This window comes from Micromonospora xinjiangensis (assembly GCF_056150165.1).
The window spans coordinates 187,278-210,430 of sequence record NZ_JAXCFO010000005.1; the positions used below are offsets into that span (position 1 = coordinate 187,278).

The window sequence follows — 23,153 nt, forward strand, 5'->3', positions numbered from 1 at the left end:
GGGCGCCGGTGGCGGCACGCCCCCTCACCGGGCGAACGGCTCCAGCATGACGGCGGCGGCGCGCAGCCAGGCCTGCCGGGTCTCCGGCTGGAGCTGCTGGTACTCGATCGAGGACCCGGTCTCCAGCGCCGGGTCGTACGGCACCACGGCGACGGCCCGCGTGCGGCTCGCGAAGTGCCGCTCCAGGTCGCTCTGCAGGGTGGAGCGGCCCGGCGTCGGGCAGGAGATGAGCGTGACCGCGTTGTCGGCCAGCTCGCCCATGCCCACCTCGTGCAGCAGGTCGAGCATCCAGTCCGCGCTGAACGCCGCGTCCTCCCGGGGCACGGTGGTCACCACCAACTGGTCGGCGGCCTGCATCACCGTGCGCCAGTTGGGGCTCTCCACGTTGTTGCCGGTGTCCACACAGACCACGTCGTGGGTGCGCCGCAGCAGCTCCAGCACGCGCCGCACGGTGAACTGGTCCAGCCGCTGCGCGAAGCGGGGGCTCTCCTCGCCGGCGAGGACGTCGTACGAGCCGTCGGAGGCGTGCCGCAGGTAGTCGTCGAGGCGGTCGAGCAGGGTGTCGCCCTCGAGGATCTCGATCTGGGCCAGCTCGCTGACGAGGTGCCGGATGGTCCGGGCGTGCCGGGCGCTGCCCGCGCGCAGACCCAGGGTGCCGCGCAGCTCGTTGTCGTCCCAGGCGAGCACGCCACGGCCGCGCACGCTGCCCACGGTCGCGGCGGCGAGCACGGTCGCGGTGGTCTTGTGCACCCCGCCCTTCGGGTTCGCGAACGCGAGCACCCGCGGGCCGCCGAACTCTCGGCGCAGCACCGCCTTCGCCCGCTCCACCTCCGGGTCGGGCGTCGGGGGGCGCCACTCGGCGCGCGCCGGGTGGCCCCGGTCGGCGTACGACGCCGGCGCGAGCGCGGGCCGGGCGGGCGGCGGGGGCGCGGCGGGCACGGCCGGCGGGGCCGTGGGTGGCGGGATCGGGGCGGGCGGGGCCGGCGGCGGGGCGGCGTAGGCCGCCTCCGGCCGGTAGCCGTTCTCCAGCAGCGCGTAGCGGGACTCCGCCGGTGGTGGTTCGGGCCGGTAACCGTTGTCCAGCAGCGAGTAGCGCGACTCGGGCGGCTCGGGCCGCCGCTGCTCGGGCACCCGGTACGCGGGCTCGGCCGGGTAGCCGGGCTCGGGCCGGTACGCCGGGTCGGCCCGGTGGGACGGGTCCACCCGGTAGGTCGCCTCCGCCCGGTAACCCGGGTCCGGGCCGTACGACGGCTCGCCGGGGTGGCTGGCGGCCGGCGCCCGCCCCGCGTAGCCGTTCGGCGCGGCGCGCCGGGGCAGCGGCTCGGAGGCGAACGCCTCCGGCGGTGCGAGCGGTCGGGGCGGCGGCAGCGGATCCTCGATCCGCCGGTCGGGCTCGGGCTGTTCGGCGCCCCGGCCGGCGAGGCGGGCACGGTCGAGCAGCGCCCGCCACCGTGGCGCTGGTTCGGCCGGCCGGCCCCAGCCGGTCTCGCTGCCCTCCACGGCTTGCCCTCCCCAGCGCTTGGTTACTCGCCTGACAGGCTACGAAGGAAAACCCATTCGGACCACACCGCCCCGCGCACGAACCTCGAGACGGTCAGGAACCGGTCGGTTCGACGAGACTTTCCCCGGTCGAATCGGGCGAGGTCGTGACGGTCGGCGGTGGGGCCGCCGACGTCGACACCGGCGGCGGCGGTGAGGTCTCGGTCACAGTCGGTGCGGTCGCCGCCGGTCTCGTCGACGACGGGGTCGGTGACGCGGGGGCGGTCGGCGCGGGACTCGGCCGCTGCGAGGTCGGTTCCGGCAGCGCCGTGTCGGCCGGCGGCCGGACCACGTCGCGCTGCTCGGGAAGCGGCGGGGTGAAGACCGTCCGGTCCAGCCGGCGCACCTCGGGCGCCGGGTCGACGGCCCGGACGCTGCCCCGGGCGGCCACCGCGCGCAGCGCCTGCGGTCGGGCGCGTACCACCGCCGCGTAGACGCAGGCGCACCCGGCCCGGTAGGCCGCCGCCTCCGCGTCGGCCACCTCGGCGCCGCTGGCGTACACCTGGCGCAGCTCGGCGTCGTCGGTGGTCGCGGCCGCCCGCGCCCGGTAGTCGGCGGCCTCCCGCTCCTTGCGTTCCGCCAGGTCGGCCATTCCGGCGACCACGTCGTCGGGGACGCGCAGGGCCGGGATCCGCACGATCTCCGTCTGCCGGCCGGGCAGCGGCACCCGCCCGAACACCTCCGAGACCGACACGTCGCCGAGCACGGCCGCCAGCCCCGGGGGTGCGACGTAGCTGTCCAGCGAGACGAGGGCGTAGGTGCCGTCCACGGGCGCCGCGGTGGCCTCCGGCAGCGCGGCGAGGTCGGCGGCCGCCGCCCGCAGGTAGCCCGGCACGGAGTCGCCGTCGACCACTCCGACCCGGGTCACCTCGCCGACGGTCGGATCCCCCGTCGGCCGGTCGTCGGCGGCCCAGACGGCGGTCAGCAGCACCGCCGTCACCGACAGCAGCGCCGCGCCGCCGAGCACCCGCGACCGCGCCGACGTCTCGCCGAGCCGCGCCCACGCTCCGGCCAGGAGCGGCAGCAGCCGCTGGTCGAGCTGGCGCAGCAGGTCGCCGGCGCGCACGGGCGGGCTCCCCTCGTCGGTCGGTGTGGGACGGCCGGCGCTCAGTCGCGGAGGATCGTGAGCGCGCGCGCCAGGTCGTCAGGGTAGTCGCTGACGAAGCGCACCTCCTCCCCCGTACGGGGGTGCAGGAAGCTCAGCTCACGGGCGTGCAGCCACTGGCGGTCCAGCCCGAGCCGGGCGGCGAGCGTGGGGTCGGCGCCGTAGGTGAGGTCGCCCACGCAGGGGTGGCGCAGGGTCGAGAAGTGGACACGGATCTGGTGGGTCCGGCCGGTCTCCAGCCGGACGTCGACCAGGCTGGCGGCGGGGAAGGCCTCCAGGGTGTCGTAGTGGGTGATGCTCGGCTTGCCGCCGGAGACGACCGCCCACCGGTAGTCGTGGGTGGGATGCCGGTCGATCGGGGCGTCGACGGTGCCGCGCAGCGGGTCGAGGTGCCCCTGCACGACGGCGTGGTAGCGCTTCTCGACCTCGCGGTACTTGAACGCCCGCTTCAGCGCGGTGTACGCCTGCTCGCTCTTGGCCACCACCATGATCCCGGTGGTGCCCACGTCGAGGCGGTGGACCACGCCCTGCCGCTCGGCGGCGCCGCTGGTGGAGATGCGGTGGCCGATGGCGGCCAGCGCACCGATCACGGTGGGGCCGGCCCACCCGGGACTGGGGTGGGCCGCGACGCCGACCGGCTTGTCCACCACCACAATGTCGTCGTCGGCGTAGACCACCCGCAGGCCGGGCACCGCCTGCGGCACCACGGTCGGCGGCGCGGCCGGGGCGGGCAGCGTCACCTCCAGCCACGAGCCGGCCTTGACCTTGTGCGAGTTGGGGCGGACGGCGCCGTCGACGAGGGCGTCGCCGGCGTCCACGAGGGCCGCCGCGGCGGTGCGGGAGAGGCCGAAGAGCCGGGACACCGCCTGGTCGAGCCGCATGCCGTCGAGCCCGTCCGGCACCGGCAGTGAGCGGTGGTCGCCTCCGGTGGCGAACGCCGAGGTCATGCGCGCTCCCGCTGCTCGGTCACGGTGGTGGTCTCCTCGGTCGGGCGGCCGTCGCGGCCGACCCGGCCGCCGTCGCGTTGGCGGCCGGTGAGCTCCAGCAGCACGGCGAGCACGACGCCGCAGACCAGCGAGCTGTCGGCCAGGTTGAACACCGGGAAGTACTCGCCGAACGGGCCGAACACGCTGATCATGTCGACCACGTGGCCGACGAAGTGGCCGGGGGCCCGGAAGATCCGGTCCATGAGGTTGCCGAGCGCCCCGCCGAGCACGAGCCCGAGCGAGACCGCCCAGGGGACCGAGCGCAGCCGCAGCGCCATCCAGGCGATCCAGCCGATCACCGCGAAGGTGATCAGCGGGAAGACCCAGGTGTGGTCGGAGCCGATGCTCCAGGCGGCGCCGCTGTTGCGGATGAGGTTGAGGTAGATGAGGCCGCCCAGCAGCCGCACCGGCTCGCGGTCGGTGAGGTGGGCGAGGGCCAGGTGCTTGGTGAGCAGGTCGATCAGCAGGGCTGTCAGCGCGGTGCCGGCGAGGATCGCGACGGCCTTGGGCCGGGCCCGGCGGCCACCCGGGACGGCACTGCCGGATCCGGCGGACGGTGCTGCGCTCATCTGCTCCCCATCGACACTCGGCGGTGATCGCTCACCGTCAGGTTGGCCGCCGGGGAGCGGACCTCAGCGCCGCTCCTCCAGCTGCTTGCAGGTCACGCAGAGCGTCGCCGACGGGAAGGCGGCGAGCCGCTCCACCGGGATCGGGTTGCCGCACCGCTCGCACCAGCCGTAGCTGCCCTCGTCGAGCCGCTCCAGCGCCCGTTCGACCTGCGTGATCCGTTCCAGGATGCTGTTGGCGAGAGAGATCTCCTGCTCCCGCTCGAACGTCTTGGTGCCGGTGTCGGCCTGGTCGTCCCCGGCCGAGTCGGTCAGCCGATCGCGCTGAAGCTCGGTGATCTCGCTCAGCGTCTGATCGTACTCGGCACGGAGCTCGTCCCGCCGGGCCGCCAGCGCCGCCCTGATCTTCTCGGTCTCCGCGGCACTGCGGGTGGGCTTCGCCACCGCCTTGCGGCCGGCGGTCCTGGTGTCGGCTGGCTTCGCCATCGTCGCTCCCTCGGGCCGCGGAACCGCGGCGGTCCGCGGAACCTGGACAGGGGGCGCCGATCCGGGCGACCCCCAGGTACGAAAAGGGGCGCGCGGCGACGACGGCCGCGCACTCCAGAGGTTGGCAAGAATACGGAACGTACAGGCTTCCGACAACGTGGCGCACCGACGGACCGCTATTCAGCCCCAAGCCCCACCTAACGGGGGCAAAAGGAACGCTAGCAGATCAACCAGCCTTACCATCGCCGTACTCGCCAAACCACCGGGCCAGCCGACCGCGCCGGCTCACCGCCCGCAGCCGCCGCTCCGCCTCGTCCCGCGCCGCCGCCGTGGCCACGATCAACAGGCTGTCCCCGGTCTTCAACCGGGTGTCCGGCCCCGGCACGAAGCCCGCCCCGTCGCGCAGCACCAGGGTGACCGAGGCGCCCTGCGGCAACCGCAGCTCGTCGACGTGCACCCCGGCCAGCCGCGAGCCCTCGGGCACCTCCAGCTGGAGCAGGTCGGCCCGCATCCGCTCCAGGGGCGCCGTCTCGACGTGCACCTCCGCCGGCTCCGCCGGCGCGGTCACGCCGAGACGACGGGCCACCGGCGCCAGCGTCGTGGTCTGCAGCAGCGTGAAGATCACCACCAGGACGAAGACGGCGTCGAAGAGCCGGTCCGCGCCGGGCACGCGCTCGGAGAGCGGAATGGTGGCCAGGACGATCGGCACCGCGCCGCGCAGCCCCGCCCAGGACAGGAACGCCTGCTCGCGCAGCCCGACCCGGAACGGCAGCGCCGACACCGCCACCGACAGCGGCCGCGCGACAAGCACCAGCGCGAGACCGGTGACGACCGCCGGCAGCACCGCGGCGTCCAGCCGCGCCGGGGACGCCAGCAGCCCGAGCAGCACGAACAGGCCGATCTGGGCCAGCCACGCGAGCCCGTCGGCGAAGCCGAGAATGGCCTGCCGGTGGGGCAGGCGGGCATTGCCGAGGAGCACCCCGGCGACGTACACGGCGAGGAAGCCGGAAGCGTGCAGCACCGCCCCCGCGGCGTACGCCAGCACGGTGAGGCCGACCACCGCGATCGGATACAGCCCCGACGACGGCAGCGCCGCCCGGCGCAGCCCCCAGCGGCCGGCGAGACCGGCGGCGGCACCGACCGCGGCGCCGACCACCAGCTCGTACGTGACCAGCCCGACCTCGTACCACCAGGCGTGGCCCGCGCCCTCCCGGGACAGCAGCACCACGAGCAGCACCACCGGGGCGTCGTTCATGCCCGACTCGGCCTCCAGGGTGGCCACCAGCCGCGGCGGCAGGCGAAGCCGGCGCAGGGTGGCGAAGACCGCCGCCGCGTCGGTGGAGGAGAGCACCGCGCCGTAGAGCAGCGCCAGCCGCCAGTCCAGCCCGAGCAGGACGTGGACGGCGCCCCCCACCGCCACGATGCTGACCAACACGCCGACGGTGGACAACGCCGCGGCCAGACCGAGCACCGGGCGCAGCGAACTCCACCGGGCGGTGAGGCCACCCTCGGCGATGATCACGATGAGAGCGCAGAAGCCGAGAGCGCGGGTGAGCTCGGCGTCGTCGAACTGGATGCCCAGCCCCGCCTCGCCGATCCCCATACCGAGCGCCAGGTAGACCAGGAGGCTGGGCACGCCGAGCCCGGTGGAGAGCCGAACGGCGCCGACCGCGACCAGCAGCACGGCCGCGCCCACCAGCAGCGCGAGATCCAGCCCGGGCGTCACGTCAGCCTGGCCCGGGCGTGCCTCACTCGCCGGATCCGTCGCGCAGCCGGCGCAGCACGCCGGCCAGCTCCGGGCCGGGACGTTCGATGAGGAAGAGCTTGTCCCGGCTGGCCGCGCCGGTGCGCAGCGAGACCGCGGCCGGTCGGACGCCGAGGGCGCCCGCGAGCGCGCGCCGGGCGGCCTCGGTGGCCCGACCGTCGACGGCCGGGGCGTTCACGGCGATGACCAGGGCGGGACCGTGCGGGCCGTCGAACCGCCCGCCGACCCGGGCCCGGGCGGCGCCGGGCTTCACCCGGACCGCCACGGTGAGCGTGTCTTCCTCGGGCACGGACCCCTCGCTCAGCTGGGTCGGGCGCCGGCGAGCAGGGCAGCGGCCGGCGCGCACCGCGCGCACGGGGTGAAGCCCAACTCGACCGCCTCCGCCACCGGGAGCGGCTCGTGCGACCGCCCGACCAGGTGCCCACAGCCGGGCAGGTGGTATCGGGGCCGCCCGTCCACCACCCGCACCTCGTCGAGGAGCAGCGCCACCCGCGACGCCTGCGCGGGCGTCACCGGCTGCGCGTCGGGCTCGTCGTCGTGCGCCAGGGAGGAACCGGCGGCGGGCGGGAGCGTCCCATCGGCGGGAGGGACGGGCGGTTGCCGCCGCCCGTCGCCGTCACCGACCGTCGGAGGAACGTGCTGCACCGGGATCTCCGGCTCGACCAGCGGCGGGCCGTACGCGGTGTCCGGGGCGGCCTCCTCGGCCACCCGGAACCGGTCCGGCTCCCACTGCCCGGGCCCGCCCGCGCCCACCGTCGCACGGCCGGCGGCCGCCTGGCGGGCGCCCACCACCAATGCGACGGCGGCCAGCAGGCTGGCCGCGATGGAGATGATCAGCAAGAGGCTGGAGCCGCCGGCCAGACCGAGCACCAGCAGCGCCACCGCGACGAGGATGAGCAGGAGACTTGCGACTATCACGGCTCACCCCCGCCGCGTCGTACCGCCCGGGTGGTCGGCGACCGTCGACGTGACGGCCGCCGACCGCAGATCAGCGACCGGCCTCGAGAGCGCCGGAGCGACCGCCACCGTAGGAGCCGGCGAGACCGGCGGTGGCGAGACCGTTGCCGCCCGTGACGCGACCGCCCTCGGAGCGGCTCATCTCGGCCTCCAGGCCCTGGCCACGGCCGTCGAGGTCACGCAGCTGGCTCTCCAGGTACGCCTTGAGCCGCGTACGGTACTCGCGCTCGAACTGCTTGAGCTCCTCGATGTGCTTCTGGAGCGCGGTGCGCTTGGCGTCCAGGCCGCCCATGGCCTCCTGGTGCCGCTGGCGGGCGTCCCGCTCGAGCGCGTCGGCCTTCGCCCGCGCCTCCCGGGTCACCTCCTCGGCCTTGGAGCGGGCCTCGGCGAGCAGCTGGTCGGCCTCGCGCCGGGCGTCGGAGACGTGGTCGTCGGCCGTCCGCTGGGCCATCATCAGCACCCGCAGCGCCTGCTGCTCACCGTCACCGACCACGGCGGCGGCGCCACCGGCGGCGCGGACCTGCTCCAGCTCGGCCTGCATCGCGCGGGCGGCCTGCTCGGCCGCGGCCTTGTCGCGCTGCACCCGGTCGAGCTGGGCCTTGACGTCGTTGAGCTCCGCAGCGAGGCGGGCGTCACCGCCGGGGCCGGCGGGGGCACCGCCACGGCCGCCGCGCTCCACCTGGGCGCGCAGCTCGTTGTTCTCCTCGATGAGACGGGCGAGCTCGCGCTCGACCTCGTCCAGGAAGGCGTCGACCTCCTCCTCGTCATACCCCCGCTTGCCGATCGGCGGCTTTTTGAAGGCGACGTTGTGGACGTCGGCCGGGGTCAGCGGCATCGAAACTCCTCGGGTCAGTTGCGGCCGCGATAGCGCGTCGGTCATCAGGCGGTCCTGATGATCGACGGCTCTAACACGAACTCCATCAGCACGAACAGGATAACCAGGAGCACAAGGGAGGCCAGGTCGATGCTCACGGTACCAATTCGCAGCGGAGGGATCACACGCCTCAACGCGCTGAGAGGGGGATCAGTGACGCTCCACACGGATTCCAGTCCTGCCGATGCGCCGCGTCCCGGTTGCCAGCGCCGGCCGTACTGCAGGACGGCGCTCAGGACGAACCGGGACAGGAGAAGCAACAGGAAGACATAGAGGATCAGGTACAGGATCTGGAGCACGATCGACAACACGACAGGCGACGTCCCTCGGGTCGGGCGGGGTCAACTCAGACTGAAAAAGCCGCCCTCAGCGATCTTGGCCTTGTCCTCCGCGGTGACCTGGACGTTGGCCGGTGAGAGCAGGAACACCCGATTGGTCACGCGCTCGATCGTACCGCGCAGCCCGAACGCCAGCCCGGCGGCGAAGTCAACCAGACGGCGGGCGTCCGCCTCGTCCATCTCGGTGAGGTTGATGATCACCGGGACGCCGTCACGGAAGTGCTCGCCGATGGTCCGCGCCTCGCGGTAGGTGGTCGGGTGCAGCGTGGTGATCTGGTACCGCTGCTCCTCGTCGGCGGCGACCGTCCGCTCCCGCGGCGGCGTCTGCGGTGCCAGCGCCAGGTTGTCACGGGTGTGGTAGGTCAGCGCACCCGAGGTCTCCCCCGTCGACCGCGTGATGGACCGGACGCTGGAGCGCTCCGGGCGCTCCGGGCGCTCCGGCTCAGCCCGCTCGGTATCCGCGCCACGGCCGCCGGCACGCTCGCCGAGCCGACCGCGCTCGCCCAGGCGGGGACGCGGCGCCGGCGGCTCCTCGGTCTCGTCCTCCTCGTCGGCGAACTCCTCGTACCGGCTCTGCCGGTAGCGCGAGTCGCGGTAGCCACCCTTGTCGTAGCCGCCGTCCTCATAGGCCCGCTCGTCGTCCTCTTCGACCAGACCGAGCCAGACCCCCGCCTTGCGCAGTGCACCCATCCCGCGCCCTTCCATCCGCCGTGCGGCACGCGCCCCCGTGCCGTGTCGCTGTCGCGAGTGGACCACTCCTGCCCACCGGACCGGAACGGCAATCCACTGGCACGGGATTCGCGTCCCGCGCCACGACCCCCGACGACGGGACGCCGTTCCTTAAACAACACCGATGTAATTTGCTTCTTTCGCGGTCAGGCTACCGCAGCGTGGGGCGCATTCCGAGCAACGCGCTGCCGACGCGGACATGTGTCGCGCCGTATCGGATCGCGATTTCCAGGTCGCCGCTCATGCCGGCCGACAACGCCGTCGCCTCGGGATGCGCCGCCCGCAGCCGGTCGGCCACCTCGGCCAACCGGGCGAAGGCCCGCTCCGGCTCCCACCCCAACGGCGCGACGGCCATCAGCCCCGCCAGCCGCAGCGCGCGGGACGCGGCGACCGCCTCGGCCACCGGAGCCAGCCCGACGTCGGGATCGGCCGAGTCGGGCAGGGTGCCGCCGCGCGCCGGGTCACCGTCCACGCTCACCTGCACCAGGGCGGCGAGCGGTCGATCCCGGCCGGCCGCGGCGGCGTCCAGTGCCCGGGCGAGCCGGACGCTGTCCACCGAGTGCACCGCGTCGGCGTAGCGGACCACCGAGCGGGCCTTGTTGCGCTGGAGCCGCCCGATGAAGTGCCAGCGCGGGCGCACGCCGGCCGCCGCCACCTCGGCGGCCTTGCCGGCCGCCTCCTGGTCGCGGTTCTCGCCCACGTCGGTCACCCCGAGGTCGGCCAGCGCCAGCACGTCGACCGCCGGGTAGGTCTTCGTCACGGCAATCATGGTGACGTCGGCGCGGTCCCGGCCGGCGGCGGCACAGGCGTCGGCGATCCGAGTCCGTACGCCGGCCAGGGCGGCCGCCAGTTCGGCGCGGCGCTCCGGCCGTACCGTGGTCGAGCTGTCGGTCATCGGCGGCGCTCAGGACCCGTTCTTGAGGAAGTCGGGCACGTCGACGTCGTCGAAGAGCACGCGCCGGGGCGACTGCTGCGGCGGCGGCATGCTGGGCGGAGGCGCCACCGGTGGATTCTGCGGCGCCGGCTGGTTCTGGTTGGTCTTCCGCCCCGGCTCGGCCGCCTTGTACGCGGGCGCGCCCCCGTCGAAGCCCGCGGCGATCACGGTCACCCGCACCTCGTCGCCGAGCGCGTCGTCGATGACCGCGCCGAAGATGATGTTCGCGTCCGGGTGGGCCGCGTCGGTGACCAGCTGCGCCGCGTCGTTGATCTCGAACAGGCCGAGGTCGGAGCCGCCGGCGATGGAGAGCAGCACGCCGCGCGCGCCGTCCATGCTCTGCTCGAGCAGCGGGCTGGAGATGGCCGCCTCGGCCGCCTCCACCGCGCGGTTCTCACCGCGGGCGCTGCCGATGCCCATCAGCGCGCTGCCGGCACCGCTCATGACGCTCTTGACGTCGGCGAAGTCCAGGTTGATCAGACCCGGCGTCGTGATCAGGTCGGTAATGCCCTGGACACCGGAGAGGAGCACCTGGTCGGCGGTGCGGAACGCGTCCATCATGCTGATGTTGCGGTCGCCCAGCGCCAGCAGCCGGTCGTTCGGAATGACGATCAGCGTGTCGCACTGGTTGCGCAACTCGTCGATCCCGGCCTCGGCCTGCACCTGCCGGCGCTTGCCCTCGAACGAGAACGGCCGCGTCACCACACCGATGGTGAGCGCGCCGAGCTTGCGGGCGATGTTCGCGACGACGGGCGCGCCACCGGTGCCGGTGCCACCGCCCTCGCCGCAGGTCACGAAGACCATGTCGGCGCCCTTGAGCACCTCCTCGATCTCGTCGCGGTGGTCCTCGGCGGCGTTCTTGCCGACGTCCGGGTTGGCGCCGGCGCCGAGCCCCCGGGTCAGCTCCCGGCCGACGTCGAGCTTGACGTCGGCGTCGCTCATCAGCAGCGCCTGCGCGTCGGTGTTGATCGCGATGAACTCGACGCCCTTGAGCCCAACCTCGATCATCCGGTTGACGGCGTTCACGCCGCCGCCACCGATGCCGACGACCTTGATGACCGCCAGGTAGTTGTGCGGAGGTGTCATCTGAAGGTCCTTTCCCCCTCGAGATTGGCATGGGCCGGCCCCACACGGCTTGGCCAGGTCAGCGGTCGACGTCGGCAGTTCCTCGCGAGGATCAGGGATGAACCCTCACCCTCTACTAGAGGCTTACAGTTATGTCAACCACTGATCCTCTTCGGGGCAACGTATGCGTCGCCGCCCCAGGAGCCAAGGACCCACCCGGCGTGTCGCCGCCCGGAGCGGGACGGCTCACGTCGGGCCCGGCGACCACGGCCCCGGAATCAGCGGAAGGTGACCACGTCCGGAGCGCTGACGTCGATCGTCTTCGCCCGTTGCCCGAGCAGCGCGGTGGCCACCCGCGACTTGTCGCCGGCCCGGGACTGGTCACCCCAGACGACGGTCCGGTCGTCACGCAGGCGGAGCTTGATCAGGGCGAGACTCTCGACGGTCACATCCACCAGTTCCGCGCGCAGCTGCGGGGTGAGCGCGCCGAGCACCTCCACCGCCGCCCGGGTGCCCGGGTCGTCCGCACCCGGTCGGGCGACCCGTACCAGCGGCAGGTCGGCGGGGCGCTCGTCCAGGGTGCGGAAGACCGTGCCACTCCGGTCGATCGCGACGAACCGCTCGCCCTGCGGCACGACCGCCACCGGGGTGCGCTCCACCACCCGGACGACCAGCGTGTCCGGCCAGTCCCGGGTCACGGTCGCCTTCTCCACCGCGGCCAGCTGCCCGACCTGTCGGGCGGTCGCCGCGAGGTCCACCCGGGCCAGCGGGATCCCGTCCGGCACGCGCGCGGCGTCGCGCACCTGCACCGGCGTGACGAGACCGGCGCCCTCCACCCGCACCTCCCGCACCCCGAACAAGCCGGTGCCGAGGACCACCCAGGCCACCAGGCCGGCCAGCGCCAGCACCCCCGCCGCGACCGCCCAGGGCAGCGCGGCGCGCATCCGGCGCTGGCGGGCCCGGCGCATGAAGCGCCGGGTCGAGGCCGGCACGGCGTCGCTGCCGGCGCGAACCAGCTGCCAGCGCCGGGTGACCGGCCCGCGCCGGCCGCCCGACTCCGCGCCGGAGGTCCGCCCGCGCGCCGGCCCGGGGCTCATCCGGCAGCGGGTGCCGTGCCGCCCGGGGTCACGGCGCCCGGAGCGCCACCGGCGGCCGGTCCACCGGGGACCGTGCCCTCGATGGTCACCCCGCCGCCGCCCGCGGAGCCGTCACCCGTACGCGCCAGCAGGGCGTCCAGTAGCTGGTCCCCCATCAGGGAGATCGGCGGGGCACCCATGGTCACCACCACGTCGCCGGGGCGGGCCCGGCGGGACACCTCCGGCGGCGCCGCCTCCCAGGAGTCGACGAAGACCTTCCGCTCGGCCGGCAGCGGCACCGCCTCGACGAGCGCGGCCGAGCCCTCCCCGGGCTGGCGCAGCTCGCCCGGGCCGAAGACCTCCAGCAGCACCAGCTCGTCGGCGATGGCCAGCGCCTGCGCGATCTCCGACTGGAGGTCGCGCGTGCGGTAGAGCCGGTAGGGCTGGAAGACCACGATCAGCCGACCGTCGCCGGCCACCTCGCGCAGCGTCTGCAGCGCCAGCGTCATCGAGGTCGGGTGGTACGCGTACTCGTCGTAGACCAGCACGTCGTCGGCGACACCCTTGCGTTCGAAGCGCCGCCGGACGCCGGGGAAGGCGGCCAGCGCGGCCTCCGCCGCCGGCAGCGGCAGGTCCAGCAGGTACGCGGCGAGCACCGCCGAGGCGCTGTTGAGCCCCATGTGCCGCCCCGGCACGGGCAGCCGGAACTCGCCCAGCGACCGGCCGTCGATCGCGGCGAGGTAGCGCACCCCCTGCGCCGAGGAGGCCATCTCGGTCAGCCGCAGGTCGGCGTCCGGCGACTCGCCGTAGGTGTGCACGCGGCGCCCCTCGGCCCGCAACGTCTCCGCCAGCCGCCGCCCGCCCGGGTCGTCCGCGCAGGTGATGATGAACCCGTCCGGGTCGGTGAGCCGCGCGAACTCGGCGAAGGTGGCCTCCAGGTTCGCCAGGTCGCCGTAGGTGTTCAGGTGGTCCGCCTCGATGTTCGTGATGATCGAGACGTACGGGCGGTAGATGAGGAAGGAGCGGTCGCTCTCGTCGGCCTCCACCACGAAGTACTCGCCGGTGCCGTGGTGCGCGCCCGAGCCGACCTCGGAGATCTCACCGCCGATCACGAACGACGGATCGGTGCCGGCCTGCTGGAGCACCATGGTCACCATCGAGGTGGTGGTGGTCTTGCCGTGGGTGCCGGCGACCGCCACCGTCCGGCGGCCGGTCATCGCCGCGGCGAGGGCCTCGGAGCGGTGCAGCACCCGCAGGCCACGCCGGCGTGCCTCCACCATCTCCAGGTGGTCCTGCGGGATGGCCGACGAGTAGACGACGGTGTCCACGCCGTCGAGGTTGGCCGCCTCGTGGCTCATGTGGATCGTGCCGCCCAGCGCGCGCAGCCCGGCCAGCGACGGCCACTCGCGCAGCTCGCTCCCGGAGACCGGCAGGCCCCGGGTGAGGAAGAGCCGGGCGAGCCCGCTCATGCCGACGCCGCCCACCCCGATGAGGTGGATGGCGCCGAGGTCCTCGGCGGTGAGCGTGCCGGCCGGGGTGAACTGCGCGGTCATCGGGCCACCGCCTCGTAGACGAAGTTCAGCAGGGCGACGTCGCCGTCGCGCCGCCCGTACGCCGCCGCGGCCGCGCCCATCGCGGCGAGCCGGTGCGGGTCCCGGATCAGCGGGATGACGTTGCGCTCCAGCCAGGCCGGGGTCATCTCGGTGTCGTCGACCAGCAGTCCGCCGCCGGCCTCCACCACGGGCAGCGCGTTGCGCTTCTGCTCCTGGTTGCTGTGCGGGTACGGCACGTAGATGGTGGGCAGCCCGATCGCGGCCACCTCGGCGCAGGTCATCGCGCCGCCCCGGGCGAGCATGAGGTCGGCGGCGGCGTAGCCCAGCTCCATCTCCGACAGGTAGGGCAGGGTCACGTACGGCACCGGCAGGTCGCTGGGGATCGGCACCGGCTCGTTGCGGGCGCCCATCACGTGCAGCACCTGCACGCCGTTGCGGGCCAGCTCCTTCGCGGCGCCGGCGACGGCGAGGTTGATCGACCGGGCGCCCGACGAGCCGCCGGCGACGAAGAGCACCGGCAGGTCCGGGCGGAGCCCGAAGTGGGCGCGGGCGCGCTCGCGCAGCGCCGCCCGGTCGAGCCCGGCGATGCTGCGGCGCAGCGGCACACCGACCACCCGGGCGTCGCGCAGCGACTCGGCCTGCACCGGCTGGTGCGGGAAGCCGACCGCGACGTTCTTGGTGAACTTCATGCCCAGCCGGTTCGCCACACCCGGCGGCACGTTCACCTCGTGGATCACCATGGGCAGCTCGCGGCGCCAGGCGGCGAGGTAGGCCGGCACGGAGACGTACCCGCCGAAACCGATCACCACGTCGGCCTGCACCTCGTCGATCACCTTGCCCGCGGCGCGCGCCGCGGTCCACATCCGGCCCGGCGTCCGGACCAGGTTCATGTTGATCGAGCGGGGCAGCTGGTAGGCCGGGATCGTCCGCAGGTCGTAGCCCTGCGGCGGGATGAGCTCGTTCTCCATGCCCTTGGGTGTGCCCAGGCAGGTGATCCGGACGCCGGGGTCGTGTCGGCGCAGGCAGTCGGCGAAGGCGAGCAGCGGGTAGATGTGCCCCCCGGTGCCACCTCCCGCGAGCACCACCGAACGCAGCGGACCCATCAGCGTCTCCTCTCGCTCGCCGTCCCGCCGCGCGCCCGGGCCTGCCGGGCGCCGCGGGGTGCGGCCTGGTCGTCCTCCCGCCGCTGCCGTGCCCGGGGCACGGGCCCTCGGGCAGCCGGGGGCGGCGCCGTCCGGCGCCGTCCGGGAAGCGGCGGCAACGGGGCCCAGAGTAGTCGGACCCACCGGGCCGGCGGACGGGCATGCAGGGCTCTGGCCGCATCGGGTTCGGCCCGGGCGAAGGACGCCAGCATGCCGACCGCGGCGAGCGTGACGACCAGGGCGCTTCCGCCGTCGGAGATGAACGGCAGCGGCAACCCAGTGATCGGCAGGAGCCCGACCACCCCGCCGATGTTGATCACGGCCTGGCTGACCAGCCAGGTGGTGACCGCGGCGGCGGCGAGCCGGCGGAACGGGTCCTCGACGCGCCGGGCGATCCGCAGCCCGGTGTACGCGAGCACCGCGAACAGGGTGAGCACCACCGCGCACCCGACCACGCCCAACTCCTCGGCGATGATCGCGAAGATGAAGTCGTTGTGCGCCTCGGGCAGCCAGTTCCACTTGAGGCTGCTCTTGCCCAGACCGACGCCGAACCAGCCGCCGTGCTCGATGGCGAGCCGCCCCTGGAAGATCTGGTAGCAGGCCTCCAGCTTGCACGTCTCCGGGTCGGGCGGGTTGAAGAAGGAGACCAGCCGGGCGAGGCGGTAGTTCTCGGCGTCGCTCTCGCCGGACCCCGCGCCGAGCGAGGCGGCGGCGATGAGCAGACCGACCCCGACCAGTCCGGCCACCGAGAGCGCCCCGAACACCCGCAGCCGCACGCCGGCCGCCCAGAGCAGCCCGACGACCAGCGCCAGCAGGCAGATCATGGTGCCCAGGTCGTTGTAGCCGACCAGCACGAAGAGCAGGCCGACCACCGGGAAGAGCGGCGTGGCCAGCTCCCGCCACCAGCCCAGTGCGGCGCCCTTGCGGGCGATCACGTGCGCGCCCCAGAGCACCAGCGCGAACTTCGCCAGCTCGGAGGGCTGCACCTGGATGCCGCCGATGAACAGCCAGAGCAGGCGCGCCTCGATGGGACCGATCCGGGCCGACTCCTGGTTGGTGAGCCGCGCCCAGGCGAGCAACAGGTTGAGCACGAGCAGCAACGCGACGGCGGTGAGCAGCAGCGGCCGGCCCAGCGCCCGGTAGGTGCGCGCCGGCAGCCGCTGGCAGGCCCAGAAGGCGAACACGCCGATCACCGCGAAGATCGCCTGCTTGACGACGGAGGCGGTGGCGTTGCCGCCCTCGGCGTAGTCGCGCACGCTGGTGGCCGAGAAGACCATCGTCAGGCCGATCACGAGCAGCAGGCCGGCGCTGGAGATCAGCAGATAGTAGGAGGCCAGCGGGCGGTCCAGCAGGCCGCGCAGCGCGGCCAGCCCGCCCGCCGGGTCCAGCCCCCGCACGGGCGCCGGCGGGGCCGCGCCCGTGTCGTCCGGCCCGCGCGCTGCCGCGCCCGCCTCTGGCGTACGCCCACCGCCCGGCTCCCGCCGGGGCCGGGCCTCGATGGTTCCGTCGGTTCCTCGTCCCTCCCCCACCCCGACATCATCGCGGCTGGGCCGGCCGGCCACCCCCGCAACCGCCCGCTCGGCGTGTCGCCCCTCCCCCGCGACCGCGCGGTCGCCCGGCGGAGGCCGCCGCGGGGCCGGCTCAGGGCCGGCGGCGCACGATCGCGGGGGCGGGAGGTCAGGTGACGTTGGCGAGGAACTCGCTGTAGAAGAGGCCCAGGGCGATGGCCACGCCGATGCCCGCGATGATCCAGAACCGGACCACGATGTTGACCTCGCTCCAGCCGGCGAGTTCGAAGTGGTGCTGCAACGGCGACATCCGGAAGACCCGCTTGCCGGTGGTCCGGAACGAGATGATCTGGATCACCACGGACATCGTGATGATCACGAAGAGGCCGCCGATGATGAAGAGCAGCAGGATGGTGCGGGTGGACATCGCCATGCCGGCGATGAGACCGCCCAGGCCCAGCGCGCCGGTGTCACCCATGAAGATCCGCGCCGGCGAGGTGTTCCACCACAGGAAGCCGACACAGGCGCCGGCCGCCGCGCCCGCGATCAGCGCGATCTCCAGCGGGTCCCGGACGGTGTAGCAGTACGCCTGCGTGTAGTCCGGGTCGGCGCACCAGTGCCGGTACTGCCAGAACGCGATGAGCGCGTACGCCGCCAGGACCATCACCGACGCGCCGGTGGCGAGGCCGTCGAGGCCGTCGGTGAGGTTCACCCCGTTGGTCGTCGCCATCACCACGATGATGAAGAGGATGACCGCGCCGATCTTGGTGAGGTCGAGGGCCGGGATGTCCCGGATGAAGCTCAGCGTCGTGCTGCCGACGGTCTCGGTGTTGGTCACCGCGCCGGACGCGTCGGTCATGGTGCTCGGGAAGTAGAGCGCGATGATGCCGAAGACCGCGCCGACCAGGATCTGGCCGAGCAGCTTCCCGCGCTTGTTGAGGCCCGCGCTGTTGCGCTTGCGCACCTTCAGGAAGTCGTCGATGAAGCCGACGGCGCCGGAGAACACCATGAGCCCCAGCAGCACCAAGGCCGTGATGGTCGGCTCGACCTGCGCGATCTGCCGGTCCGGCAGGGTGGTCAGGGCCAGGTGGCCGGCGACGTACGCGATGACGGTCGCCAGGATGAAGACCACGCCGCCCATCGTCGGCGTGCCCTTCTTGCCCTGGTGCATCGCCGGGCCCTCGGCCCGGATCGGCTGCCCGGCCTTGAGCCGCGTGAACACCTTGATCGCGATCGGGGTGCAGAAGAGCGAGATCAGGAACGCCACCCCGACGGCGACGATGACTGCCCTCATGCGGTGTCACCGTCCGCCGGGACCGCGCCTGCACCGTTCTCCCCGGCGGCGTCCGCGCGCAGCGCGTCCGCCACCTCCCAGGTGCGGTACCGGGAGCCCTTGACCAGGACGACGTCGCCCGGCCGTAGCTCGCCCCGCAGCACCTCGACGGCTGCCGCCTGATCGGTGAGCAGCACCGACTCTCCTCCCCAGTTGCCTACCGCTGTCGCGCCCTCGTGGATCGGCGCTGCCGACTCGCCCACCACGAGCAGCCGGTCGACACCCAGCTCGGCCGCGAGCTGGCCGACCTCCGCGTGACCGTCCCGCTCGTACGGGCCCAGCTCGGCCATGTAGCCCAACACCGCGACGGTACGCCGCCCCCGACCGAGCGCCGCCAGCGCCCTCAGCGCGGCCGCCATCGAGTTCGGGTTGGCGTTGTACGAGTCGTCGATGACGGTCACCCCGTCGGGGCGGTCGAAGACGTCCATCCGCCGGGTGGAGACCAGGCCCAACTCACCCAGCGCCGCCGCCAGGTCGGCCGGCGGCATGCCCAGCTCCCGGGCCACCGCCGCCGCGGCGAGGGTGTTGGAGACCTGGTGACGGCCGGTCAGCCGCAGCCGCACCGGGGCGCTCCCCTCCGGCGTGACGAGGGTGTACGACGGGCGCCCCCGGTCGTCCAGCGTGACGTCCACGGCCCGCACGTCGGCCTCCGGCCCCTCGCCGTAGAAGACCACCCGGGCCTGCGTGCGGGACGCCATCGCGGCCACCAGGGGGTCGTCGGCGTTGAGCACCGCCAGGCCGTCGGGCGGCAGGGCCTCGACGATCTCGCCCTTGGCCAGGGCGATCGTCTCCCGCGACCCGAACTCGCCGATGTGCGACGTGCCGACGTTGAGCACGACGGAGATCCGGGGCGGCACCAGCTCGCAGAGGTAGCGCACGTGCCCGACGCCGCGGGCGCCCTTCTCCATCACGAGGTAGCGGGTCTCCGGCCCGGCCTTCAACGCCGTGTACGGGTGCCCCAGCTCGTTGTTGAACGACCCGGCGGGCGCGACCGTGGCACCGAGCCGGGTGGTGAGCTGGGCGATGAGGTCCTTCGTGGTGGTCTTGCCGGAGGAGCCGGTCAGCCCGATGACGGTCAGCCCGGGCAGCCGGTCGACCACCGCGCGCGCGAGCCGGCCCAGCGCGGCCCGCGCGTCGTCGACCAGCACCATGGGCACGCCGGGCACCTCGCGGGTGCCGAGCACGGCCGCGGCGCCGGCCTGCACGGCCCCGGCCGCGAAGTCGTGCCCGTCGACCTTCTCGCCGGGGAACGCGACGAAGATCCCGCCGGCGTCGACCTTGCGGCTGTCGAACTCGACCGAGCCGGTGACCCGGACGTCCGGGTCCGCGCCGGCGAGCCGGCCGTCGACCGCGGCGGCCACCTCGGCCAGCGTCAGCGGGATCACCGGTGACCCGCCAGGTCGCCGAAGCGGGCGCGCAGCGCGCCGGCCAGCTCGGTGTGGTCGTCGAACGGCAGCACCTCGCCGGCCACCTCCTGCCCGCGCTCGTGGCCCTTGCCGAGCAGCGCGATCACGTCGCCCGGCTCGGCCAGCCGCACCGCCTCCTCGATGGCCGCCCGCCGCCCGGCCAGCTCGGCGATCAGGGCGTCCGTCCCGGCCGCCCGCGCCCCGGCGAGCACCTCGGCCCGGATCGCGGCCGGGTCCTCGGTCCGCGGGTTGTCGTCGGTCACCAGCACCACGTCGGCTCCCTCCGCCGCGGCGGCGCCCATCACCGGCCGCTTGCCCCGGTCCCGATCACCACCGGCGCCGATCACGCAGATCAGGCGGCCGGTGCTCAGCTCGCGCAGGGCCGCCAGGGCGGCCACGATCGCGTCCGGCTTGTGCGCGTAGTCGACCACGCCGCGCACCGGGGCGTCCGCGGCGGTGACCAGTTCGAGGCGCCCGGGGACGCCCCGGCAGGCCGCCACCCCGGCGACGGCGGTCGCCGGGTCCACCCCGACGGCCGCCAGCGCGGCGATGGCCAGCAGCGCGTTGGCCACGTTGTGCCGGCCGGGCAGCGCCACGCTCCCGGGCAGGGTCAGGCCGTCCGGCCCGTGCACGGTGAAGCGCTGGGCGTACCCCTCGCCACCGATGCCGTCGGCCCACCAGCTCGCGCTGCGGTCCCCGGCGGCCGAGTAGCTGACCGTGGCCGGCTTGAACAGCGGTCGCAGCGCCGGGTCGTCGTGGTTGAGCACCTCGACGGCGCAGCGCCCGTCGAAGAGCTGCGCCTTGGCGGCGAAGTAGTCCGCCGCGTCGGCGTGGAAGTCGAGGTGGTCGGAGCCGAAGTTGGTGTAGCCGCCGACGGTGAACCGCACGCCACCGACCCGGCCCATCGCCAGCGCGTGGCTGGACACCTCCATCACCACGGCGGTCACCCCGCGCTCGCGGGCGGCGGCCAGCATGGCGTGCAAATCGGTCGCCTCCGGTGTGGTCCGGACGCTGTCGACGACCAGGTCGCCGAGGCGGGTCTCGACGGTGCCGATGAGGCCCGTGGTGTGCCCGGCGGCGCGCAGCCCCGACTCGACCAGGTAGGCGGTGGAGGTCTTGCCGGCGGTGCCGGTCACGCCGATCACGGTCAGCCCGGCCGTCGGGTCGCCGTAGACCGCGGCGGCCAGTGGGCCGAGGGCCACGCGGGGGTCGGCCACCACGATCGCCGGGAGGCCGGCCTCGGCCACGGCCGGAGCGCCGGCCGCGTCGGTCAGGGCGGCCACCGCCCCCGCCTCGGCCGCCGCGGCGGCGAACTCCGCGCCGTGCCGGCGGGCGCCGGGCAGGGCCGCGTACAGGTCGCCGGGGCGGACCTCCTGACTGGCGTGCGTGACGCCGGTCACCACCACCTCGGTCGCGTCGGCCGGCGGCGCGACGGCGAGCCGGGCCGCGAGGTCGCCGAGCCGGATTCCGATAACGGTACGGGGGCGAAGATTGCCGGGCACGGCGTCAGACCCTACCCGGTCGTCCGGCGCCGGCCGCACAGCCGCCCCGGTGGTTCGTCCCCACTCACCGATGATGTCCCGCCGTGGCTGCTCAGCGCGGATAGACCACGAACTCGGGCGGCTTGCTCGTCGTCGACGGTGGCACCTTGTAGTGACGGAGAGTGAACTGCATGGTCTCCTTGAACGTCGTGTTCGCGATCGCCGCGCCACCGCCGTCGGGGGCGTACGCGAAGACGGCCACGACGTAGCGGGGCTTCTCGGCCGGCGCCATCCCGATGAACGAGTTGACCTCGCCGGGCTGCTTCTTCCCGTCCACCAGCCGCCAGCCCGTGCCGGTCTTGCCGGCGACCCGGAAGCCGGGGACGGCCGCCGTGGTGCCCGTCGCCCCGTCGACCGTGGTGACGGCCTCCAGCAGGCCGCGCAGCGCCGTGGCGTTCTGCGGGCTCAGCACGGACCGGGTGACGGGGGCCGACGCCCGCGTCCGCTTGCCGTCCGCCCCGATCACCTCCTTGATCAGGTGCGGCTGGACGTACGTCCCGTCGTTCGCGATGGCGGCGTACGCGGCGGCCATCTGCAGCGGGGTGGCGTCCACGCTGTGACCGATCGGCACCGACCCGTACGACGACTCGCTCCACTCGTCCGCGGGCAGCAGCCGGCCGCTGGCCTCCCCGGGCATGCCCTCGCCGGTGGGCTCCCCCAGCCCGAACCGGCGCTGGTAGTCGATGAGGCGGTCCCGGCCCAGCTTCTCGGCGACCTTGATGGTGCCGACGTTCGACGAGTAGGCGAGCATCCCGGCCAGGCTCATCCGCCGCCCGTTCGCCGGGTGCGTGTCGGAGAACCAGGTGTCGCCCCTCTTGATGCTGTTCTCGATCGGCAGGGTGGTGTCCGGGGTGATGACCCCCTCCTGGAGCGCCGCACCGAACGTGATCGCCTTGTGCACCGATCCGGGGTCGACCACGAAGCTGGTGGCCGCGTCCTCCCGGGCGACCGGGTTGCTCCGCAGCGGCTGCGCGGCGTCGTAGGTCGGGTGGCTGGCCTGCGCCAGCACCTCCCCGGTCGCGACGTCGATGACCACCGCCGCGCCGGTGCCGCCCTTGGCCTGCGCCATGTGCCGGCTCAGGTAGACCTGGGTCATGTACTGGAGGTCCCGGTCGATGGTCAGCTGCAGCGAGCTACCCGGCTTGGGCGGCGTCGTCTCGCTGTAGCCGCCGGGGATCGGTGCGGCCAGGTCGCCGAGCCCGGCCTCGTAGACCCGCTTGCCGTCCTCACCGCGCAGCAGGTCGTCGTAGCGGGCCTCCAGCCCCTCCACGCCGTTCATGTCCTGGCTGGTGAAGCCGATCAGGTTGGCGGCCAGGTCGCCGCCGGGCACCTCGCGCCGCTCGTCGCGGTGCACGCCGATGCCGGCCAGCTCCAGCGCCTGCACCTGCTTGGCGACGGACACCTCGACCCCGCGGGCCAGGTACTCGAACTCGGACTCCTTGCCGTTGAGCAGCTTGCGCGGCGCCATCAGCTCGGTCAGCTTCGACACCGAGATGCCCAGCAGCGGGGACAGCGCCTTCGCGGTGGCCGCGCGGTCCTTGACCCGGGTGGGGTCGGCGAAGACGTACCGGGCCTCCACGCTGTGCGCGAGCGGGTCCCCCCAGCGGTCGTAGATCGCCCCGCGCGGCGCCGGCAGGTCCACCGTCCGGGTCCGGTCGGTGACCCCGCCGTCGGCGTACGCCGGTGCGTCCACCGCCTGGAGGACGACCAGCCGGATGCCGATGGTGGCGAAGAGCGCCAGGGTCAGCACGGTGCCCAGCCGCAGCCGCAGCCGCGGGTCGGCGAGCTTCGGCGGCCGTGGCGGCTTGCGCGACGGCCGCCGGCCCGCCGGGCGCTCCGGTCGGCGCGGCGCCCGGGCGGTGGTCCGGCGGCGCGGCGGGCTCTCCTCGGCCGGCGAACGCGGGGTGCGCGCCTGCACGGTGCGGACCACCCCGGAGCGGCCCGCCGCCGGCGAGTCCCGCCGGGCGGCCCGGGCCGCGGTGGCCCGCCCACCCTCGACCACCTGCAGGGCCGGCCGGAACGGGTCACCCGACCGGGTGCTGCGCGGGGTACGCCGCTGCTCCGCACCCCCGCCGCGCGGCACGCCGCCACGCTCCTCGCGGATCGTGCGCCCGCGCGGGGTGTAGGCGCGGGCGCCGGAGATTCCTCCGACGCCCGGCTCCCCGGCGTCCCGGCCGGTGGGCTCCCGCGACGATCCGCGCCGGGAGCCCGTGGCGTCCCGGCGCGGATCCTCCGACCTCGGTGGCACGG

21 protein-coding genes are annotated in these 23,153 nt (G+C 74.3%); all 21 read right to left on the reverse strand.

Annotation, left to right across the window (positions count from 1 at the left end; all coding sequences use genetic code 11):
• Positions 1–24 precede the first annotated feature (24 nt).
• Positions 25–1,500: a MinD/ParA family ATP-binding protein gene (locus tag SM573_RS19750; RefSeq protein ID WP_474613212.1), complete on the reverse strand. Its 1,476-nt coding sequence runs from the start codon at positions 1,498–1,500 to the stop codon at positions 25–27.
• A 94-nt stretch (positions 1,501–1,594) separates the two neighbouring features.
• Positions 1,595–2,605, reverse strand: a complete 1,011-nt coding sequence (locus SM573_RS19755; protein WP_474613211.1) for a hypothetical protein — start codon at positions 2,603–2,605, stop codon at positions 1,595–1,597.
• Between the two features lie 41 nt (positions 2,606–2,646).
• Positions 2,647–3,591 (reverse strand): RluA family pseudouridine synthase, encoded by a 945-nt coding sequence (locus SM573_RS19760; protein ID WP_474613210.1) that lies wholly within the window; start codon positions 3,589–3,591, stop codon positions 2,647–2,649.
• Entirely contained in the window at positions 3,588–4,199 is a 612-nt protein-coding gene (lspA, locus tag SM573_RS19765; protein ID WP_474613209.1) for a signal peptidase II, read from the reverse strand. Before lspA ends, SM573_RS19760 begins: the two co-directional genes overlap by 4 nt.
• A gap of 63 nt (positions 4,200–4,262) precedes the next feature.
• Positions 4,263–4,682, reverse strand: a complete 420-nt coding sequence (locus SM573_RS19770; protein WP_474613208.1) for a TraR/DksA family transcriptional regulator — start codon at positions 4,680–4,682, stop codon at positions 4,263–4,265.
• Between the two features lie 226 nt (positions 4,683–4,908).
• Entirely contained in the window at positions 4,909–6,408 is a 1,500-nt protein-coding gene (locus SM573_RS19775; protein ID WP_474613207.1) for a potassium/proton antiporter, read from the reverse strand.
• Positions 6,409–6,430: 22 nt separating this feature from the next.
• Entirely contained in the window at positions 6,431–6,736 is a 306-nt protein-coding gene (locus tag SM573_RS19780; protein ID WP_474613206.1) for a DUF167 domain-containing protein, read from the reverse strand.
• An 11-nt stretch (positions 6,737–6,747) separates the two neighbouring features.
• Entirely contained in the window at positions 6,748–7,365 is a 618-nt protein-coding gene (locus SM573_RS19785; RefSeq protein WP_474613205.1) for a hypothetical protein, read from the reverse strand.
• A 70-nt stretch (positions 7,366–7,435) separates the two neighbouring features.
• Positions 7,436–8,239 (reverse strand): DivIVA domain-containing protein, encoded by an 804-nt coding sequence (locus SM573_RS19790; protein WP_474613204.1) that lies wholly within the window; start codon positions 8,237–8,239, stop codon positions 7,436–7,438.
• Positions 8,240–8,283: 44 nt separating this feature from the next.
• Positions 8,284–8,589, reverse strand: a complete 306-nt coding sequence (locus tag SM573_RS19795; RefSeq protein WP_474613203.1) for a YggT family protein — start codon at positions 8,587–8,589, stop codon at positions 8,284–8,286.
• Between the two features lie 30 nt (positions 8,590–8,619).
• Positions 8,620–9,306, reverse strand: a complete 687-nt coding sequence (locus SM573_RS19800) for a cell division protein SepF (protein ID WP_474613202.1) — start codon at positions 9,304–9,306, stop codon at positions 8,620–8,622.
• A gap of 190 nt (positions 9,307–9,496) precedes the next feature.
• On the reverse strand, positions 9,497–10,240 hold the full coding sequence (locus SM573_RS19805) for a YggS family pyridoxal phosphate-dependent enzyme (protein WP_474613201.1): 744 nt from the start codon (positions 10,238–10,240) through the stop codon (positions 9,497–9,499).
• Between the two features lie 9 nt (positions 10,241–10,249).
• Positions 10,250–11,365, reverse strand: coding sequence for a cell division protein FtsZ (ftsZ, locus tag SM573_RS19810; protein WP_474613200.1), 1,116 nt, complete (start codon positions 11,363–11,365; stop codon positions 10,250–10,252).
• A 257-nt stretch (positions 11,366–11,622) separates the two neighbouring features.
• Positions 11,623–12,441 carry a cell division protein FtsQ/DivIB gene (locus tag SM573_RS19815; protein ID WP_474613199.1) on the reverse strand — a complete coding sequence of 273 codons (819 nt, stop codon included), beginning with the start codon at positions 12,439–12,441 and terminating at the stop codon, positions 11,623–11,625.
• A complete protein-coding gene (gene murC, locus SM573_RS19820) occupies positions 12,438–13,973 on the reverse strand; it encodes a UDP-N-acetylmuramate--L-alanine ligase (RefSeq protein WP_474613198.1) in 1,536 nt (511 codons plus the stop codon). The genes SM573_RS19815 and murC overlap by 4 nt, the downstream gene beginning before the upstream one ends.
• Positions 13,970–15,076 carry an undecaprenyldiphospho-muramoylpentapeptide beta-N-acetylglucosaminyltransferase gene (gene murG, locus SM573_RS19825; protein ID WP_474613197.1) on the reverse strand — a complete coding sequence of 369 codons (1,107 nt, stop codon included), beginning with the start codon at positions 15,074–15,076 and terminating at the stop codon, positions 13,970–13,972. The genes murC and murG overlap by 4 nt, the downstream gene beginning before the upstream one ends.
• Positions 15,076–16,485, reverse strand: coding sequence for an FtsW/RodA/SpoVE family cell cycle protein (locus tag SM573_RS19830; RefSeq protein ID WP_474613285.1), 1,410 nt, complete (start codon positions 16,483–16,485; stop codon positions 15,076–15,078). Before SM573_RS19830 ends, murG begins: the two co-directional genes overlap by 1 nt.
• A gap of 307 nt (positions 16,486–16,792) precedes the next feature.
• Positions 16,793–17,917: a phospho-N-acetylmuramoyl-pentapeptide-transferase gene (gene mraY, locus SM573_RS19835; protein ID WP_474613196.1), complete on the reverse strand. Its 1,125-nt coding sequence runs from the start codon at positions 17,915–17,917 to the stop codon at positions 16,793–16,795.
• Positions 17,914–19,341, reverse strand: a complete 1,428-nt coding sequence (locus SM573_RS19840) for a UDP-N-acetylmuramoyl-tripeptide--D-alanyl-D-alanine ligase (RefSeq protein WP_474616777.1) — start codon at positions 19,339–19,341, stop codon at positions 17,914–17,916. Before SM573_RS19840 ends, mraY begins: the two co-directional genes overlap by 4 nt.
• Positions 19,338–20,903, reverse strand: coding sequence for a UDP-N-acetylmuramoyl-L-alanyl-D-glutamate--2,6-diaminopimelate ligase (locus tag SM573_RS19845; RefSeq protein ID WP_474616778.1), 1,566 nt, complete (start codon positions 20,901–20,903; stop codon positions 19,338–19,340). Before SM573_RS19845 ends, SM573_RS19840 begins: the two co-directional genes overlap by 4 nt.
• A 52-nt stretch (positions 20,904–20,955) precedes the next feature.
• Positions 20,956–23,151: a peptidoglycan D,D-transpeptidase FtsI family protein gene (locus SM573_RS19850; protein ID WP_474613193.1), complete on the reverse strand. Its 2,196-nt coding sequence runs from the start codon at positions 23,149–23,151 to the stop codon at positions 20,956–20,958.
• Positions 23,152–23,153: the final 2 nt, after the last annotated feature.